At 42.8% G+C, this 15901-nt stretch carries 11 protein-coding genes and 4 tRNA genes; 6 read left to right on the forward strand and 9 right to left on the reverse strand.

Annotated features, from left to right (window positions below; genetic code table 11):
- Window positions 1–81: 81 nt before the first annotated feature.
- The 3 genes from A6J60_RS02575 to A6J60_RS02585 all read right to left on the reverse strand — a co-directional run bounded on the left by A6J60_RS02575 (window position 82) and on the right by A6J60_RS02585 (window position 2135).
- On the reverse strand, window positions 82–744 hold the full coding sequence (locus A6J60_RS02575) for a DUF2059 domain-containing protein (RefSeq protein WP_193778012.1): 663 nt from the start codon (window positions 742–744) through the stop codon (window positions 82–84).
- Window positions 745–831: 87 nt separating this feature from the next.
- Window positions 832–1515 (reverse strand): DUF2059 domain-containing protein, encoded by a 684-nt coding sequence (locus A6J60_RS02580; protein WP_096064613.1) that lies wholly within the window; start codon window positions 1513–1515, stop codon window positions 832–834.
- Between the two features lie 53 nt (window positions 1516–1568).
- Window positions 1569–2135, reverse strand: a complete 567-nt coding sequence (locus A6J60_RS02585) for an acyl-CoA thioesterase (RefSeq protein WP_096064614.1) — start codon at window positions 2133–2135, stop codon at window positions 1569–1571.
- A gap of 544 nt (window positions 2136–2679) precedes the next feature.
- Between A6J60_RS02585 and A6J60_RS02590 the strand changes: the two genes are divergently transcribed.
- The 5 genes from A6J60_RS02590 (at window position 2680) to A6J60_RS02610 (ending at window position 4317) form a co-directional block, all read left to right on the forward strand.
- Window positions 2680–2755: transfer RNA gene (locus A6J60_RS02590), tRNA-Asn, on the forward strand.
- 404 nt (window positions 2756–3159) lie between these two features.
- Window positions 3160–3235 (forward strand) — tRNA-Asn (locus A6J60_RS02595).
- 252 nt (window positions 3236–3487) lie between these two features.
- Window positions 3488–3826 (forward strand): CopG family transcriptional regulator, encoded by a 339-nt coding sequence (locus tag A6J60_RS02600; RefSeq protein WP_096064615.1) that lies wholly within the window; start codon window positions 3488–3490, stop codon window positions 3824–3826.
- A 173-nt stretch (window positions 3827–3999) separates the two neighbouring features.
- Window positions 4000–4090: transfer RNA gene (locus tag A6J60_RS02605), tRNA-Ser, on the forward strand.
- A gap of 136 nt (window positions 4091–4226) precedes the next feature.
- Window positions 4227–4317, forward strand: a tRNA-Ser gene (locus A6J60_RS02610).
- An 89-nt stretch (window positions 4318–4406) separates the two neighbouring features.
- On the opposite strand, the gene A6J60_RS02615 is transcribed toward A6J60_RS02610, so the two are convergent.
- The 3 genes from A6J60_RS02615 to A6J60_RS02625 form a co-directional block, all read right to left on the reverse strand.
- Window positions 4407–5531 carry a type I glyceraldehyde-3-phosphate dehydrogenase gene (locus A6J60_RS02615; protein WP_096064616.1) on the reverse strand — a complete coding sequence of 375 codons (1125 nt, stop codon included), beginning with the start codon at window positions 5529–5531 and terminating at the stop codon, window positions 4407–4409.
- Between the two features lie 146 nt (window positions 5532–5677).
- Window positions 5678–7699 carry an AAA family ATPase gene (locus A6J60_RS02620; protein WP_096064617.1) on the reverse strand — a complete coding sequence of 674 codons (2022 nt, stop codon included), beginning with the start codon at window positions 7697–7699 and terminating at the stop codon, window positions 5678–5680.
- 272 nt (window positions 7700–7971) lie between these two features.
- Window positions 7972–8700, reverse strand: a complete 729-nt coding sequence (locus A6J60_RS02625; protein ID WP_096064618.1) for a hypothetical protein — start codon at window positions 8698–8700, stop codon at window positions 7972–7974.
- Window positions 8701–9001: 301 nt separating this feature from the next.
- Here A6J60_RS02625 and A6J60_RS02630 point away from each other — a divergent pair, with 301 nt between their 5' ends.
- Window positions 9002–10375 carry an NAD(P)-binding domain-containing protein gene (locus A6J60_RS02630; RefSeq protein WP_096064619.1) on the forward strand — a complete coding sequence of 458 codons (1374 nt, stop codon included), beginning with the start codon at window positions 9002–9004 and terminating at the stop codon, window positions 10373–10375.
- A 186-nt stretch (window positions 10376–10561) separates the two neighbouring features.
- On the opposite strand, the gene A6J60_RS02635 is transcribed toward A6J60_RS02630, so the two are convergent.
- The 3 genes from A6J60_RS02635 to putA form a co-directional block, all read right to left on the reverse strand.
- A complete protein-coding gene (locus A6J60_RS02635; RefSeq protein WP_096064620.1) occupies window positions 10562–11329 on the reverse strand; it encodes an MBL fold metallo-hydrolase in 768 nt (255 codons plus the stop codon).
- Window positions 11330–11535: 206 nt separating this feature from the next.
- Entirely contained in the window at window positions 11536–12228 is a 693-nt protein-coding gene (locus A6J60_RS02640) for a 1-pyrroline-5-carboxylate dehydrogenase (protein ID WP_096064621.1), read from the reverse strand.
- Between the two features lie 54 nt (window positions 12229–12282).
- Complete coding sequence (gene putA / locus A6J60_RS02645; RefSeq protein WP_096064622.1) at window positions 12283–15477, reverse strand: bifunctional proline dehydrogenase/L-glutamate gamma-semialdehyde dehydrogenase PutA; 3195 nt, start codon at window positions 15475–15477, stop codon at window positions 12283–12285.
- Window positions 15478–15901 lie beyond the last annotated feature (424 nt).

The raw sequence follows: 15901 nt of genomic DNA on the forward strand, positions 1-15901 counted from the left end.
CCTATTCAGATTATCGTCTGGTATTCGTCTTATATTTTAGCTATTCGCATTGAACTTGTTTAAATCAAATCTTAAAAATATCTAGAAAACATCCTTCATCAGCTGTTGTAACTGTGGCAACATTTGCTCAAGTTGATCTTGAGTCTGCTGCATCTGATCATCATCTGGTAGTGACTTTTGCATAAAATCAGCCGTTACTTTCGGATTTTTATCCAAGATGCTCTGCCCCACTGCGGTGTCATAAAAGCCGATTATCGCATCCACTTCTTGCTGAGTATAATGCGCTTGTGCTGACTCGATATAGGCTTGGGTCAAAGATTCAACGCTGCCATGACTTTGCAAACTACCAACCACTATTTGCGCATATTCAGTCAAAATGCCTTTCATCTTAGCTTCTAAGACTTTTTTATCACCCTTTTTATCTTCACTCTGGTTTTGCAATATATCAGCCGCTTTTTGCTTACCATCAATCACCGCTTGTATTTGCTGATCAATACGCATCACTTGCATCAGCTTCATCACAGATTCTTTGCTGGGCTTTGCTTGGTTAACGGCTGCTTGATTAGCGCCAGTTTGATTAATGCCACTTTGATTAATGACAGTCGCATTAACGTTCTGACTGCTATTAGCACCATTAGAGATAATCAGCTCAGCATAGGCAGGTGTCACTGCCGTCAACATAGTGGCAGCGGTTAACACTGATAGCTTATGCGCAAGGTTTTTCTTTAGTTTGACACTTAGCATAGATTTAACGCTTAGCATGGGTTTAACGCGTCGCGCTGAATAAAGATGTAACATATATTTTGACCTAAAAGTTATAGAAGAACAGCCTTACCTTAAGATTCGCTCCAACTCTTGCTTTAGTTTTGGTTTGAGCTTCTGCTGGGTCTGATTCACAACATCCATCGTCTCTGGCGTGATGGCTTTCATATAAGCTTGCATGAATGTCGGCTGTTTATCGAGAATACGTTGACCAATATCACTGCTATAAAAAGCAATTTGAGCATCCACCTCAGCTTGAGTGTAATGCTGCTTAGCCAGTACCAAAAAATGCTTTTTGACAATATCAATCATGGCTTTATTGGAGTCTGCCATTAGCTCCTGAGTATAGTCAGATAACACCCGCACCATCTGTTGCCTTTGTGTCTCAGTAATTTGCTGAAGATCCTTATCCTGTAACGCAGACTGCATAACAGAGTCCATCATCTCACCTTGAGCCACTGTCATTGACTGCATCATTTCAGTCATCCGCATCACCTCCATCAGCTCCAGCAAAGAGGCGTCGGTAGGTATTTGGGCAGGCACTTGCTTCTCATTTGCTCCAGCATAACTTGATCCGCTATACCCACCACTATACAAGGACACTTGACCCCCGCCATTGATTGAGTGCTTCATCCCTTTATTGGCCGAATTACCCTGACTTGATTCAGCCAAAGTTAATTCAGCCAAAGCTGGCGTGGTGACCGTGAGCATACCTGCTAATGACAGGGCGCCCAAAGTGAGTGATTTTTTCATCCAATATCCTTCACACTATTCGATTAAAACTTACATTAACCCTGTAAATCTATTTATTTCAGCTGGTCACTTGGCTTAAAGCCGTCTAATTCACCTGGCTTTTCATCAGCTAAATCACAGCTTGGGCGATTAGACTGCTTCTTACGCATCTCTTTACGCGCAGCGGCAGCATCGAAGCGACATTGCTGTACATAGTCTTTAATCTCAAGTGGCGGTACAGGCGTTGGTTTACCATTTTCATCGACAGCGACCATCGTAAAGTAGCAGCTATTGGTATGGCGCACGGTACGCTCTTGAATATTTTCAGCTTCAACGCGAATACCCACCTCCATCGAGGTTTTACCAACATGGTTAATATTGGCCGCAAAAGTAACCAACTCACCCACATAGATAGGTTCTAAAAACATAACCTGATCGACAGACAAGGTAACAACATAAGTACCACTATAGCGACTGGCACAGGCATAAGCGACTTGGTCAAGCATTTTTAACAAGTCACCACCATGCACATTACCAATAAAGTTGGCCATATCTGGTGTCATCAATACTGACATATACAGTTCGTGCTTTAGTGGCGCTTTTACAGCATTAGAGCTTGGTAACGTATTTAATTGTGGCATAACACCCATCCTTATTTTTAGATAAACGGATAATTTAATCAGCACTTTTTAAAGCAACCTGTTATTAAAAGGTCTGGACCTAAACAAAGCTTGTTTTGATAAAAAAGCCAATTAAATTAATCAATAACCCAGTTAGTTTAGCTTAATTTTAAAGTGCTAAGCAATTGAACAGCCGACTATTGGGTTTTGACAGTAACACATATAAATGCATAACCTAAACCAAAGTGATGACAATCTATTAAAAACCGAATTTCAAAGTCCGTATTTTAAAAACAGTTGTTTAAATAACCTCCTATAAAATAGCTTCCTAAAAAAATAGCCTTCTAAAAAATTACTTGCTAAAAACAGCTAAAAACCACTGATTTTTGCTTAAAAAGCCCTTTTTTTGCAAAAAATGCACTTTTTTCATCTTTTTTTTAAAAAAAAGGTTGACGCCTGTTATTTATCTGCTAGAATACGCCCCACTTAACAACGACAGCACATCAATTCAGTGCTTTGAATTCAATAAAATTTTTAATTGAATCTTGTTGTTAACACCAGCTATTCCCTAATAGCTCAGTTGGTAGAGCATCGGACTGTTAATCCGTGTGTCCCTGGTTCGAGCCCAGGTTAGGGAGCCAAATTCTAGCATGTTAAGCATGCTAACACTGCGAAAGGCAGTTTTCTTTATGGCAAAATGCCAAAGTCCTTATCTTAACCGATAAGGACTTTTTTTTGTCTAAAATAATTAGTGTATCTATTTATAGTGGGTCTTCCTAAAACCTAGCCAGCCGCAAAATTAATCAACTAAATAATTAAACCAATCTGGCTGACCCTTACTTTTGTTGAATAATATAAGCTTTCTGGGATACAATAAGCGCGCTAATCAGCCTTGATAAGTAGCAAAAATAGTCGATTAAAAGTTTTTATGACAATTTTATGCAATAAGGCTTGACACCCAGTCAAAGCTTGGCTAGAATACGCATCACTTAGTCGTTAACCCCTTTAGTTCTTTGCTATAAAGATTAATGTGGTGACAAGTTATTCCCTAATAGCTCAGTTGGTAGAGCATCGGACTGTTAATCCGTGTGTCCCTGGTTCGAGCCCAGGTTAGGGAGCCAAATTCTAAAAGGTTTTAACACCCATAGATTTTAGTTAAAACCTAAAAAAGTCCTAATCAGTGATTAGGACTTTTTTTTATGCATGTTGTTTTGTGCATCTCAGTTTGCCACAAAGCACAAAGATACCTTAAGCAAAATCCCCCCTACTTTGCTTATAACACAACTAACACGCTCTATTGGTGCTTACTGCTTGGTGTTTAGTCCCATATCACCTATAATAAATTAAATCTACTTAACCTAATTGATGATAATATGGCTTTAATTCCTCCTCATATCCGCAATAAATATTCAAATCATCCACAGAAAATCACTCGTCCGGTCAGCATTAGACTGTCTGAAGAAATGATCAGCTTAATGGAAGAAACCGCGCATGAGCATGGCTTTAAGCGTATCCAGGGTCTGATTCGTCTTTATATACGTCAAGGCTTAGACAGAGACCATGATGGCTATACCCTAGCTGACGATGAGCTATTTATTGAGCAACTACGCTCTAAAGGTGTTAGCAGCTCTATTATCGAGCAGGCCATTATTGATACCCATAATAGCTATGCCACTAAAGGCTTGCTTGAAGAACAGTATGAAGAAAAATAAGTAAGTTCTATCATGCCCAATGCTGTATGCCCTCACATACCACTTATATGGTTTAGTTTTTGGGGCTCGATTGGGCATTTAATGCTGGCAAAAGCATTGATAATAAAAAAAATTACAAAAATGTGAAAAAATACTTGCAATCAAAATCAAACCCTCTATAATACTGCACCTACGGAGTCGTGGCAGAGCGGTTGAATGCACCGGTCTTGAAAACCGGCAAGGGTTCATAGCCCTTCGAGAGTTCGAATCTCTCCGACTCCGCCAGATACTTAAAAGACCAACTTATTGACTAAGTTGGTCTTTTTTTATGTTCGTAATTTATGTCTGCCAGCTGCCACTAAATTAAATTTTATTCACCCCTTGCATTTGGTCAGATTTTCATTATAATAAGCCACTTATTGGAGTCGTGGCAGAGCGGTTGAATGCACCGGTCTTGAAAACCGGCAAGGGTTCATAGCCCTTCGAGAGTTCGAATCTCTCCGACTCCGCCAGATATTAAAAAGACCAGCTTATTACTAAGCTGGTCTTTTTTTATGTTGTTTATTTTAATGTTGCTGGGTTTTTTATTACAAATTACCGGCTAATCCACATGATGCAGATATAAGCACATATCAAGTAAACGATTGGCATAGCCCCACTCATTATCATACCAAGCAAATACCTTCACCTGACTACCAACCTGCATCAGCTGCTCATCATCGATGATTAGCGACTCAGGTTGATGGATAAAGTCGCTAGACACCAATGGCTCTTCAGTGTATCCCATAATGCCATGCAAACGGCTGTCAGGCGCGCAGGCGGCTTTAAGCACTGCCCTCACCTGCTCTAGATTAACCTCACGCTCAAACACAAAGGTGACATCAATGGCAGCCACATCTATCGTCGGCACCCGTATTGAATGACCATCAATTTTGCCGAGCATATGCGGTAAGGTGCGCTCGGTAGCGGCAATACTACTAGAGGTCGTTGGGATAAAGTTATGGCCTGAAGCACGTGCTCGGCGCTTATCACGGTGTGGTTGATCGAGCACATTTTGATCAGCAGTCACCGCATGAATCTCGGTCATCATTACTGACTGAGTGCCAAAGGCTTTATCAAGGACATAGATGAGTGGCACTAAGGCCTGAGTGGTGCAAGACACACTTGAGATAATCGGTAGCTGGCGGTTCAGCTCTGTTTCATTGACGCCCATCACAATACACGCATCGACGTTGTCAAAGGGTGCTGCGCCAATAATGACTTGTTTTGCACCTGCTTGCAAATGACGACTGGCATCGTCATAAGAGCGAAAGTGACCAGTACACTCAAGTACCACATCCACTTTAAGCTTTTGCCATGGTAATAGCTCTGGCTCAGCAGTCGCAAGTAAGTCTATACAGTAGGTATTGTCATTTTTGGTCAGGCACAGTTGGATGTTTTGCTGCTCATCACTGGTTGCGGCTGACGGATAACGGATACTGGCTTGCACCCCTAGCCGGCTTAATCGACCATGGGTGCTGTCATATTTTAATAGATGTAGCAGTGTATCAACATCCGCCACATCATTGATGGCCACAATGTGTACCAATTTACCCAGTACATCAAAACGCTCAATCAGTGCGCGTAATACATTACGCCCTATACGTCCAAAGCCGTTAATGGCGACGCGTAATGGACGCTTGCGTTGCAATGATGTTGTGGCGGACTGTGCAGGTATAAGGGACATAGTGGCAACTTAAAAATAGCAGAATATAACAGACCAATAGCTCTTAATTTGAGGCTATAAATACAGGGATGAGTGCACAACCGCAGAAGCTAAGCTAACTAACGGCATGGCATAGCATGGTTTTGATAAACGTCGATTGTGATGGATTACTCGACAAATATCAACGCCAGACGGATACTATTATAATCTATTTTCTCATTCAGATATTCATAGATCGGACGCAGCTTAATACGATCTTTGGTAAATAGATCTTTGCCAGCGCTATCGACACCACTGCTATCGTCGCCGCCACTAAAGTCATTGGGATCCGCTGCGGCAATAATCACATCAACAGCAGCACTTACCTTTTCGACAATGGCGTCATCAGGGCGCAGATGCTCACATTTAAAGCTAGGGTCTTGCTGCTTGATTTGAGATAAATGCTTCATAATGGTTGATTGAGCCAAGCCACGAGCTTGAGCAACTTCGGCAATAGATAAGCTCTCTTCAAGCAGCAGCCTGGTTTCCATTAGCGTACTTTGCGAATGATCTGTTAGCTGATTACCAAGCTTATCTCTTTGCGCTTGCTTCTTCGCCTGTCTTTGCTGACGTGCTTTAAACTGAGACTCGTAGGCATCGATACTGCTTTTACTTAAGGTGCCACCTCGGGTCAACACGAAGCGATCATGCGATTCTTTCAGCACTTCAGTTTCAATATCACTAAAGGTCTGCTCTGCTTCATCAGACAGCTGTTGGAATCTAGAATCTGCACCCCGCGCTAATGGATCTAAACGTAAGCTTAAATCATTCATACCTAGCAGCTTAAGACCTTCAAGTGATTTGAGACGTGATAAGGCAACATAGCCTTGTCCTAATTCAAAAGTCTTAGATAAGTCAATCTCTGCTGCATCAAGGGTCATCCCTTGCGACTTATGAATGGTAATTGCCCAAGCTAGGGTTAACGGGATTTGGGTATAACTGGCAAGTATTTCACCATTTTCATCTTCAATCACCCACTCTTCAGGCTCAGCAATGACTTGTCGCCCTGTATTGAGCTTAATAATTGGGTAGCGATCAGTCGATACCGGCGCATCTGATTCTGTAGACTCTACTTCGTCGTCAGTGTCATCTTGATTGGTTAAGCTAGTATCAGTGGCAGCTTTTTGGTCTTTGGCAGCTTGTAGCGCTGAGGACTTAATACTTGAGCTTTCTTTATCATCCGCCGCTTTAACACTACTCGTCTTTAATGGCTTAATGGTCGTAAACCCAACCAGCTCGCCCATGGTGCCGTTTGATACCCCAAGCTCAGTATTGTTCTTAATAAACATTACCTTAGCGCCAATTTTCAACGTGAGCTCATCACTGGTACGCACCGACTTTTTAAGGGTTTCAACCAGTTTGTTATCACCATGCGCTATCGCGTGATAGGTTACGGTTTCACCAGATAGCTGCGCCAACTCATTTTCATTAATTTTGTTTACATTGACGTTATGGGTGTATAACCGTGTACGATTGACGTCCACATCTTGATAAAAGGTATTTTGTAGTGCCAAGATAGCCTCTGCGGTAACCCCTTGATCGCCACGTATCTGATTTAAAATGGCATCTAAAGTAATCTGCTGCTGAACATCCTTTGCCTGGTCATCCGCCTGCTGTCGATGCTGCTCTGTCAAATAACAGACCTTAAACCCAGCATCAAGCCAGGCTTCTGACATAAAGGCGAACTTATCTCTATTGCTTTCACCACGACTGCCTACTGGGGGTAACTGAAAGAAATCACCCGCAGCGACCAATTGAATACCGCCAAAAGGCTTATCACTTTGACGTATGTGCTTTAATACCTGATTGACTAAGTTCAGCTGCTTAGCATGAAGCATAGAGATTTCATCGATAATCAGAACCGATGTGCCTTGCAGCCTATCTTTTAGTATCTTTTTACGTGATAAATTAGACAGGTCACGTTCAGTAAGCTCATCTTTAATACCAATGCCTGACCAACTGTGGATAGTTGTCCCATTCATATGGGTAGCAGCAATACCGGTACTGGCAGTCGTCGCTACCGGTACCCGTCTGGCTCTCAAATAATGAATGTATTGATTTAAAGTGTAGGTTTTTCCTGAACCTGCTGAACCGGTTAAAAAAACATTTTTACCCGTTTTGAGAATATCCAAGGCGGTCGATTGTTTCATGAGCGGGGTGTCTTATTAAAAGCAAGTGAACCTGACAAGGCAGAAATTTGTCTAACGTCAAATGCTATCGGCTACTCTATTCAAACCGTGTAATAAGGTTTGATGTTAAGTGGCGATAGCATTCTGATATAGCGACGTATCTGAAATAGCATCCTGCCTGATATAGCAGGATGATAGTGCAAGTGATGATGTCTCTGCTAAGGGACTGTATATTATCAATCGTATTGAATCAAATATTTATTGAAATGCTAGATTCAAGTTGTCGATAAACGTTATGGCACCAGCTTATGGAAAGTCATAAAGCAGTTAGTACCTTTGGGATCAATACACCAACGCATTAGATTATTCTTAGGTTGATAATCAACGAAAGCCAATAAAGCTTCGCCAGCCTGATCGACCTGAGTACCCGAACAGTCAGGCTTATTATTATCATAGCGGGTCGTAATGGCAATAATAGGTAGGCCTTCGTCTTGATGCTGGTACATATAATTGCTGTAGGTCCACTCTTCACCACTGGTGGTTACCAGTACATTATCAGCACCAAAGCTATAACGCTCGCGACACTGATTGGATGCAGCAACCGTTGCCGGTTGGATGGGCAGTGATTTTGCCTCTGGGTCGTATTGAGTTAAACCCGTACTACTCTTTTGACGATTATTGGTTTGATTATTATCTGCTTGTGCCTGACTGTTTTCCTGACTGGCTTGAACCTGCTTAGCGTGATCAATGATGTCTTGATCAACTCTATTTGCTTCTTGAATCGCTGCGATTAAATCTTGTAATTCCTGACTTTCTGACGCGTCTACAGACACACCGCCTGCTTTATTTTGGGCATCTGGTTTTGCAAAATCTGGGATTGCTTGTAAGTCGAGCTCCCATACGCCAGCAATTTCGGGGCTGACATGAGTGGTAATAACAGCCTGCTCTACATTGGCATTATCTGTAGAGAACGTAGCCATCACTGAAGCCAAAGTGACTGGAAGTATTGAAAGTGGTTCCATATTTTAGCCGTATCCTTTTTTGTATTTATAAGCAGATTAAGCAATTTTGGTTCACATAACAAGGGCACAAACGTTAAGTTTGGTTTATATGCGTCAAGTATTGTCGTTTATATGGATATTTAATCCGTTCTACATAAACATAGTTAATCAAAATACATATCATTGATAAAAATTATTTAACCAACTCTATTTTTCTATTACTATAATTCGTATGACTTGTAAGTCAACATATAAAATTGTTTTTAGATAAATGATATAGTCTTGCCTCGATTTGTTTACTTAAATTAAATAGGAGATAATTTTGAGTCATAAAAAGATCGCTATTTTAGGTGCAGGTCCTAGTGGTTTAGCTCAATTGCGTGCGTTTGAAGCCGCAAGAAAAGCAGGTATGAAGGACTTACCTGAAATCGTCTGTTATGAAAAACAAAACGCTGTTGGCGGTATGTGGAACTACAACTGGCGTACTGGTCTAGATAGAAATGGTGAGCCAGTACATGGCAGTATGTACCGCTATCTTTGGTCAAATGGTCCAAAAGAATGTTTAGAATTTGCTGACTATTCATTTGAAGAGCACTTCGGTGCCCCTATCCCTTCTTATCCGCCTCGCGAAGTGTTACGTGACTATATTATGGGGCGTCTAGAAAAACAAGATATTAATAAATATATTCGCTTCGAATGCCCAGTACGTTGGGTTACCTTTGATGACGAAACTAAGAAGTTTACCGTCACTGTGATGGATCACAAAAAAGGCGAACAAGAAACCAATGAGTTCGACCATGTGATTGTCGCGACTGGCCACTTCTCTACCCCAAATATGCCTTACTTTGAAGGCCTAGAAAAATATACTGGCCGTGTTCTACATGCGCATGACTTCCGTGACGCGCTAGAGTTTGAAGGTCAAGATATCCTGCTAATCGGTAGTAGCTATTCTGCTGAAGACATCGGTACTCAGTGCTATAAATATGGCACAAAATCGGTCACTATCAGCTATCGCACACAACCCTTAGGCTATGATTGGCCAGAAGGCATTTCAGAAAAACCACTGGTGACTCACTTTGAAAATGACGTGGCACACTTCTCTGATGGCACTAGCCAAAGATATGATGCGGTCATCATGTGTACCGGTTACCTATTCCACTTCCCATTCTTACCAGATGAGCTGCGCTTACAGACACACAACTGCTTGTATCCAGCTAACTTGTATAAAGGTATTTTCTGGCAGCCTAACCCACAGCTTATTTACTTAGGCATGCAAGATCAGTACTTTACCTTTAATATGTTCGATGCCCAAGCTTGGTACGCACGTGATGTTATCTTAGGTAAAATTGAATTACCTGATTTAGAAACGCGTCAAAAAGATGAGCAACACTGGTTAGAACGTCATGAAAAACTAAGCAATGCTGAAGAAGAAATCGACTTCCAAGCCAGCTATATTCGTGACTTATATGATGCAACAGATTACCCTGAGTTTGAAGTTGAAAAACAAGGGGAAATCTTCAAGCAGTGGAAGAAGGATAAGAAAAAAGGCATCATGACCTTCCGTGAAAAATCTTACCGCTCAACCTTAACTGGTACGATGGCGCCATCTCTACCTAAACCATGGCTGAAGATTATGGACGACTCGTTAGAGCACTTCTTAAACATTACGCTGGAGAAGCCCTCTCGCTCAGCTTAATCGTTGCTATATAACGATTGGCTTTATCTAAGCGTTAAAAAAGGCCAAGCAGCTATCGTTGCTTGGCCTTTTTAATGGCAGTTTGATAAGGCTGTTGACGTCTATCGTGTAAATAAATTGCTATAAACGCTTAGGCTATTTTAGCTTAAACTGTTTTGTTTTGGTTCATAATTAAATGATTAACGTCTATAAATTTGGCTTAGGCCGTTTAAACCACCAAAACAATTTATGCTCTATGGTCGCCTTCACGGTAACAGGACGCTCTGGCACTCTTTGTATCAACTGATCAAACACTTCAGGCTCGACATACTTAGCACCGCCATGGGCCATCATCACCTGCTCTGGGTTTAACTGTTTTACACGTTTTAGCGATTCACGGTAAACCTGAGGCAAATAAATAGGCACAGGAGCGACAAATTTATGGCGCAATTTGATAATTAAATCAGCGGTATAGATACGCTGTGTTTGTGGGTGATATAAAGACAGGTCGCGATCGGTATGCCCAGCGGTTACCAATACCTGCCAGTCTTCAAAATGTGGCAGCCTTTGGCCATCTACCACTGTGATGTCTGGGGTTAAATGAGCTGGATACCACAAACGTTTAGTCGGACGACCTAAGCGCCTAGCGACCCAATACGCCAAGCTGGTATCAATAAAATGCATCACCCGTCCGCCGACACCGGCATACCATTGGTTTGACTTATCACTGGAGACAATTTGACAGCCGGTCGCTTGCCGAAACAACAGCGCCCCACCGGCATGATCAGCATGCATGTGGGTGACCACCACTTTTAAATCAGTAATGGGCCGCTGCAAGGTATGCTTGATATAGTCTAATACTAAAGGCACATCAGGGCGGCAACACCCATCCAGTAACAGTAGTTTGTCAGGATATACCGCCAAATAAATGGATTGTATGTGACCCTCAAGCTGCACAATCTCCGTTAAGCTCATCGAATTTCCTTTTCGCTTTAAACAACCATCTATAATATCACACCCTAAATTTATGATGCCAACTCAAGTACATAAGTCACTCAAGTAAATAAGTACAGTAGATTAAGTATAGTGGCTGTTTGACCTTAACTTTAATCTTAATATTGTTGTATGACTAACAGATAACTTCCCTGTCACATCTGTTTAATAGCCATTACTAAAAGCAATTAGCCCATACCCAGTTCAATTAAGCTGGCATTACCGCCAATCGCTGTGGTATTGACCGTCTTAACGCGCTCTGTGGTAAAGCGTTCAATATATTCAGGCTCAAACATCTCATGGCAGCCTGCCATATCGGTTACCGCAACTAATTGGGTAATAATACCATCTGACTGAGCCAATTCTTGACCCACTTCAACGGCTTCATCTAGGCTACCGACCAAGCCAACAACAGCCAAACGGTAAATATGCAATAACGTCACCAGCTCTGCATCATTGGCCGTACTCATCACCCCTTCTAATACGCCTGCCTGCTGCAAGATAGTGATGGCCTGATCACATAGTGCTTCATCGCGTTGATAGCGCAAAATAACTTCGTTACCTGCCAGTAGCGCCGCAACCAATTGTCCCAAAACTGGAACAGAATCGGCTTGGTCTGTACCCACAATCATTACTTTACCGCGTGGCGCAAAATATAAATCATTGGTCTCACCAGTCGCACCAGACAGTCTATTGATCTGATCTAAGTGCTCAGCCTGATTTAAAATATGGGTAAATAAACGCTGTGCTTTGTCGGGGTTGCTGGTAATGGCTGCCAGTTTGCGACAGGCTTCAGTCAAAATAATACTACGCTGCACCGCCTCCATCGCACCCCAAGTTTCACAGTGCTGTTGTTGGTTGTCTCTAAATATCTGTGTCATGTGTGATCCTTAAATTTTTGGATTATCCATAATTTGTTTGTTCGTTAACCGTGCTTAAACGTTTTGCCACTTAGTCAAGCGCGCCACATAATGTGGGCCACCCGCTTTCGGACCGGTACCAGACAAACCACTACCACCAAACGGCTGCTCATTGACAATGGCACCAATTTGGTTGCGGTTAATATAGGTATTACCGACTTTAGCACGGCTTTCGATATGGTCAGCGGCCGCTTCAATACGGCTATGAATACCTAAGGTTAATCCATATCCAGTGGCGTTAATTTCATCAATCAACTCATCAAGCTTGCTGGCTTTGTAGCGCACGATATGCATGATAGGACCAAAGTGCTCACCGCCAATCACGTCAATGGACTTAACCTCAATCGCTGTTGGCATCACGAAGGTACTGTTGCTTAGCTTATCGGCACTTTCAGCGCTGATTGGGGTTTGTGCAATCACACGGGCACGGGGGTCTTTTCGCATCGCTTCAATGTGGGCGCGTAGACCTTTTTGAGCATCTCTATCAATCACTGGACCGACATCGGTAGACACTTGCGTTGGGTTGCCCACTTTTAGCTCGGCCATATTGCCTTTTAATAGCTCAATGACGTTGTCAGCAATGTCTTCTTGCAAGCATAAGATACGGCAAGCTGAACAGCGCTGACCCGCTGAACCAAAGGCTGATAATACAGCATCCTTCACCACTTGCTCAGGCAATGCGGTTGAGTCCACAATCATGGCATTTTGACCACCGGTTTCAGCAATTAACACTGGTAAATCAGCGTTGGCCGCCGACGCCTTTCTACCGTCATATAGAGAGCGGTTAATCAGCTGCGCAGTTTGAGTTGAACCAGTAAAGATAACCCCATCAATCTGATTAGACGCAGTCAATGCACCACCGACTTCACCGGCACCGGTGACGAACTGCAATGCATAGCCAGGCACACCGGCTTGATACATCAGCTGTACTGCAAAGTAAGCTATTAAGCTGGTTTGCTCAGCTGGCTTGGCCACAACGGTATTGCCTGCCGCCAATGCGCCCATAATCTGACCGGTATAAATAGCCAATGGGAAGTTCCATGGGCTAATACAGACTAAAGTACCGCGTGCTGCACGTTTTTGGGTAACTTGATTACCAGACAGATCGGTAAAGCTGTTGGTCTCTTCGCTTAAGCGCTCTGCTTCATCGGCATAGTAACGGCAGAAGTCAACCGCTTCACGTACCTCATCGATACTGTCTTGCATGGTCTTGCCCGCTTCTTTGTGACACATAGCCACCAGCTGTGCATAGTTGTCTTCATAAACGTCAGCAACACGGCGTAAAATACTGGCACGCTCACTGACATCAATGCCTTGCCACTGCTGCTGCCCTGCTACCGCTTGCTCAATGGCTTGCTTAGCAACGTCTGCATTGGCGTAGGTCACTTCGCCTACTTTGACATCATGGCTCCAAGGTGCATACACCTCAATGGCCTCTAGATTGTTATCTTTAACATTCACTTGTTCGCCGTTAATAACTGACGTCGCGGTCCAAGTGTCGCTTAAATGGCCATCAATAGCGGTTTTGAACGGTTGCCACTGTGAGTCAACAAAGATATTAGGACCGAAGCTGGCTTTTCTGTCGCCATAGATATCCAGTGGCATCTTGATACGCTCATTATGCAGCGTGGCATGGCTGGTCAGCTTGTCATAAGGATGCACCGTCAGCTCGCTAATCGGATAGCTTTTATCAAGCAGCTGATGCACAAATGAACTGTTGGCGCCGTTTTCTAGCAGGCGGCGTACCAAGTACGGCAGCAAGTCTTTGTGTGCCCCTACTGGCGCATAAATACGAACCGGAATGTTATAAGCGGCTAAGATATGATCATACAGTGCATCACCCATACCATGCAGACGCTGGAACTCAAAGTCTCTGTGTGGACTCATGGTCATCACTGTCGATAAGGTATGCGCGTTATGAGTGGCAAATTGTGGCCATAACACACCACGCACTTGCTCGGTTAATAAGAAGCGCGCACAAGCAAGATAAGCCACATCCGTGCCTTCTTTACGCGTCCATACCGGATAGCCGGTAATGCCTTTTTGCTGCGCTAATTTAATCTCATAGTCCCAGTAAGCGCCTTTTACCAGACGTACTGGAATACGGTCGCCCACTTCTTTGGCCAAGCTTGCCAGCCAAGTTAGCACTGCCAGTGCGCGCTTAGAGTAGCCTTGTACGACCAGACCTAGACCATCCCAATCTTGAGTCATAATATCGCGGTACAAAGACTCAAATAATTTTAATGACACTTCTAAGCGGTCTGCTTCTTCCGCATCAATACTAATATCGACATCAACATCACGTGCCGCTTCAATTAACAAAATACAACGCTGACGCAATAGGCCTAAAACTTGGTCGATTTGAGTCGCTTCATAACGCGGGTGTAATGCCGACAGCTTAATAGACACTGATGGCTTAGGCATACCAGGCTTAACCTGAATATTTGCAGCTGACTTAATGGCATGTAGATAGTCACTAAAGTACTTTTCTGCATCCTTATGAGTGACCGCCGCTTCACCAAGCATATCAAATGAGTAGGTATAGCCTTTATCACGGTAAGGTTGGCTATTTTGACGGGCCTGCTCGATGGTTTCACCCAGTACAAACTGATGGCCCATAATTTTCATCGCACGCTGCATCGCGCTACGAATTACTGGCTCACCCATCTTTTTGGTCATACGATCCAAAAAGCCAGCGGCGGTTGTTTTTTTATCAATACTGACCACACGGCCGGTCATCATCAGACCCCAAGTTGAGGCATTGACGATAAATCCATTGTCATCTTTAAGATGCTTTTTCCAATCGGCAACGCTCATTTTATCGGCAATAAGCGCATCGGCAGTGGCATTATCAGGAACACGAATCAAGGCTTCGGCCAGACTCATCAATAAGATACCTTCTTGCGTATCTAGGCTGTATTCTAATAACAGCGAGTCCACCATTTTGACCGCTTTGTCATTGTTACGCACATGCTCAACTAAGCTTGCGGTTTGATCAGCAGCGGCTTGTCTTTCATCGACACCTTGGCTCACTTGCGGCTCTGCCAGTGGCAATAGCTCGCCTAACCAAGCATCTTCATCGGCGCTATATAAAGGGGATATGAGTTTAAATAGCTCTTTAGACGGCTTGTCGATATAACTCGGATCTAGCACCTGTTGCGGTGAGAATTGAATTGGGTTTTGCGGGTAGAATGGGTTATTAAAACTCATATCATCTCCATTGATAATTTAAATAGATAACGAAATATAGGAATAAAAAAACAAGGTAATCAAATAATTAACAGCCGAGTTTATGGTTTGTCATTTATTGGCACAGGGTCAGCACGAAATTTGCGAATCATTGGCAAATCAGCAGGCTTAATGATTAAAATATTAAATATCACTATAGACTGCATAAGCGTGTCATTAAAGGAAGGATAAGTATCTACAATGTTAAAACAACACATTGTAAACCGAGCTTAATTATAAGACGGCTGCTAAGGAGGACGTATTACTACTAACAAAGATTTGCTATCAATTGTTATTATCAAATAGCGCATGGCATCTGTTAAATACAGAAGCGGTTTACTATTGAAATTTAATATCAATTGGGCAGAATTAATGTAAATATAAAGCGGTCAAAAACAGTAGCAAG

It is taken from the genome of Psychrobacter sp. FDAARGOS_221 (genome assembly GCF_002313155.2).
GTDB lineage: Bacteria > Pseudomonadota > Gammaproteobacteria > Pseudomonadales > Moraxellaceae > Psychrobacter.